Below are 3,181 nucleotides of genomic sequence, written 5' to 3'. Positions count from 1 at the left end.
ACGAAACTAAAAAAGGTGGCCAAATGGTCACCTTTTTTATGTCTCACGCATGACGTTTAAGCGTTAACAGCTAATTGTTGATGTTAATTCTTGACGCTAATTCTTTACGCAAATTAAAGACACTAATTGCCCTACTTACAGAATGTCATTTAACGCAATACCAATACCAATACGTTGATTATGATGGTTATAATCAATTAAGCTTTCACCGTACCCGTTAAAATACTGAGTATATATACGTAGATTACCGATGATAGGGTAACTCCAGGTGAATTCAACCGCCCCACGATTTGTGCTGCTTAAGTTATTGCGTAACAGCATTGTAAAACGGTGCTCATCTAAGCCATACACGCCTGTTAATTCAAAGTTACCCATGTAGCGATTGATATCTGGATTATCATCGCCATCTGGTGAATTAATATCTTCTTTTTCATCTTCAGGAATACGCCACCAGACTTTAAGTCCTAATGCGAATGGACCTTTGTCAAATACCGCACTGCCGTATATTCGATTCCAACTTCTTGATAATTGTGTAGTTTGCCCGTTAGATTGGTGCACAGCCCCAAAACCTAAAAACGAGTTAGTAAATCCACCAATTTTCCAGTCGTTGTTAAATAGCATGAACACTTCAGGTTCGTGATTGGTTTCACGAAAGGGAGATGACGCATCTTTATTATAAACTTGCCAATACGATTGATTGGTATAAGCAAAAAATAAATGGCCATTATCGCCAAACACGTTATACCAAACCGGGAATTTAAAACTGATTTGAAACTTTGCTTCTAGCTTGTCGATATTGACGTCTTCATCTGGATATTTAACCTCAAATGGCAACGAGTTTGTTCTTGTTTGATAAGTAACAGGCAATAAGTAATTGGCTTTGTGTGGAGTCAGAACAAAGGGTTTTTCTGATGTGGCTAATTCTCTTTTGACCCGCTGATCAACTAATGAGTCTTCTGCAAGGGCGAGGGTGCTAAAGCCAAGTAATAATAGCGAGAGTCCAAGATATTGAGTGCTTTTTATCATTGCATCATCCATAAGCATAATTATAGGTTTAATTTTAGTGTAATTCTTAGTATCAGCATTTTACGGTGTTCATTGTTATCAATTGCCAGAGCTTTGTCGAATTAAGTTAACAATTCTTTTCATTTCAATGCGGCATTCTATACGTATTGGCATGTCAAATAGATTAAATCGCGAACAAATTTTTTTATATGCTATTTAGTTATAAAAACTAACTATTAACTATTGTATATGGAATATAGAAAACGCTATATTTGAACATGGTCAAATATCTTGAGGTAAATGTGATGGAGTTAGTATCTATGCCAGGGCAACAAGCCAAAGGCAAAGTGTGGTTAGTCGGCGCCGGTCCTGGCGACGTTGAACTACTAACACTAAAAGCCTATCGCATTCTTAAACAAGCCGATGCAGTGTTATATGACGCATTAGTCAGCCAAGACATTTTAGATTTGATCCCCAGTAACGCTGAAAAAATTGCTGTGGGTAAGCGCGCAGGTAAACACAGCGCAGCTCAAGATGAAATTAATCAGCTATTGGTGACTAAAGCATATACCCGTAAAAATGTTGTGCGTTTAAAAGGCGGCGACCCGTTTATTTTTGGCCGCGGCGGCGAAGAGCTACAAACTTTAGTGGCTGCCGGTATTGCTTTTGAAGTAGTCCCAGGTATTACCGCTGCCAGTGGTACTTCCGCTTATGCAGGTATCCCGCTAACGCATCGTGATTATGCCCAGGGTGTCACCTTTATCACTGGTCATTGTCAGTTAGCGAGTCGCCCTATGGATTGGCAGGGTTATGCTAACACTAACAATACTTTAGTAGTGTATATGGGCATATTAAATGCCAATGTTATTAGTGATGGTTTAATCAACGCAGGCCGCAGTGCTGATACGCTAGTGGCCATTGTGTCTAACGCGACCACGTCATCACAACAGCGGTTTATTGGTAAATTAGGCGAGCTGGCTCAATTAGCCGCAGATCCTGCTTTACAGATGCCTGCGCTGATGATTATTGGTGAGGTTGTTGAATTAGCTGACAGCTTAAATTGGTTTGATCCCGTCAATGCGCAACAAAAAACAGATTTAGACACAGTCGCTAAAGCGCTGTAGTCGAATAATTTAACCCGCTGCTCTGCAGCAATATTAGGTAATGGAGAATCATCATGGCAGGCCGTTCGTTAAGCCATTTACAACAACTGGAAGCCGAAAGCATCCAGATTATCCGTGAAGTAGCAGCTGAGTTTGGTAATCCTGTCATGATGTATTCGATAGGTAAAGATTCATCGGTGATGCTGCATCTTGCGCGCAAAGCTTTTTACCCGGGTAAAATTCCATTTCCGTTATTACATGTCGATACGGGGTGGAAATTCAAAGAGATGATTGCTTTTCGTGATGCACAAGCCAAGGCGTTTGGTTTTGAGTTACTGACTCATACTAATCAGGAAGGTGTTGAACAAGGTGTTGGCCCATTTACTCATGGCAGTGCCAAGCATACTGACATTATGAAAACCCAAGGGTTAAAACAAGCATTGAATAAATATGGTTTTGATGCGGCTTTTGGTGGCGCACGACGTGACGAAGAAAAGTCTCGTGCCAAAGAGCGGGTATATTCGTTCCGTGATAAGCACCATCGTTGGGACCCTAAAAACCAACGTCCAGAGTTATGGCGCACCTATAATGGCGCGGTCAATAAAGGCGAGAGCATTCGAGTGTTCCCTTTATCTAACTGGACTGAGCTCGATATTTGGCAGTACATCTATCAAGAAAATATTGAAATCGTACCGTTATATTTTGCAGCTCCTCGTACTGTAGTCAACAAAGGTGGTCAGCTCATCATGAAAGATGATGACCGTATGCCGTTAGAAGAAGGTGATGTTGAATCGGTTGAACGGGTTCGTTTTAGAACCCTAGGTTGTTATCCGCTAACGGCGGCGATGCCTTCAGAAGCCGACACCTTAGAAAAAATTATTGAAGAGATGCTGTTAACTCGTTCAAGTGAACGTCAAGGTCGCTTAATTGATTCTGACCAAAGTGCGTCAATGGAGCAGAAAAAGCGTCAAGGCTATTTCTAAACAATTGAACATGGTTGTTTTATCAACCCAGCATGCGAACGAATTTGAGTGAGAAAGATTATGGACCAAGCAAAAAACAATACCGACCGT

Annotated in this window: 3 protein-coding genes; 2 read left to right on the top strand and 1 reads right to left on the bottom strand. The window is 41.0% G+C overall.

The genetic code is table 11. The features are described from left to right. Nucleotides 1-135: 135 nt before the first annotated feature. Complete coding sequence (locus tag CXF78_RS18145; RefSeq protein WP_041413199.1) at nucleotides 136-1,026, bottom strand: phospholipase A; 891 nt, start codon at nucleotides 1,024-1,026, stop codon at nucleotides 136-138. 284 nt (nucleotides 1,027-1,310) lie between these two features. Between CXF78_RS18145 and cobA the strand changes: the two genes are divergently transcribed. Both cobA and cysD read left to right on the top strand, forming a co-directional pair. Then, nucleotides 1,311-2,129 (top strand): uroporphyrinogen-III C-methyltransferase, encoded by an 819-nt coding sequence (gene cobA, locus CXF78_RS18140; protein WP_102037548.1) that lies wholly within the window; start codon nucleotides 1,311-1,313, stop codon nucleotides 2,127-2,129. A gap of 53 nt (nucleotides 2,130-2,182) precedes the next feature. Further along, nucleotides 2,183-3,091 (top strand): sulfate adenylyltransferase subunit CysD, encoded by a 909-nt coding sequence (gene cysD, locus CXF78_RS18135; protein ID WP_059745566.1) that lies wholly within the window; start codon nucleotides 2,183-2,185, stop codon nucleotides 3,089-3,091. The last annotated feature ends 90 nt before the right edge of the window (nucleotides 3,092-3,181 follow it).

Origin of the sequence: Shewanella sp. 11B5, from assembly GCF_002836795.1 — a bacterium.
GTDB lineage: Bacteria > Pseudomonadota > Gammaproteobacteria > Enterobacterales > Shewanellaceae > Shewanella > Shewanella frigidimarina.
Note: the sequence above shows the minus strand (reverse complement) of the source record. Positions and strands in the feature narration are given on the sequence as shown.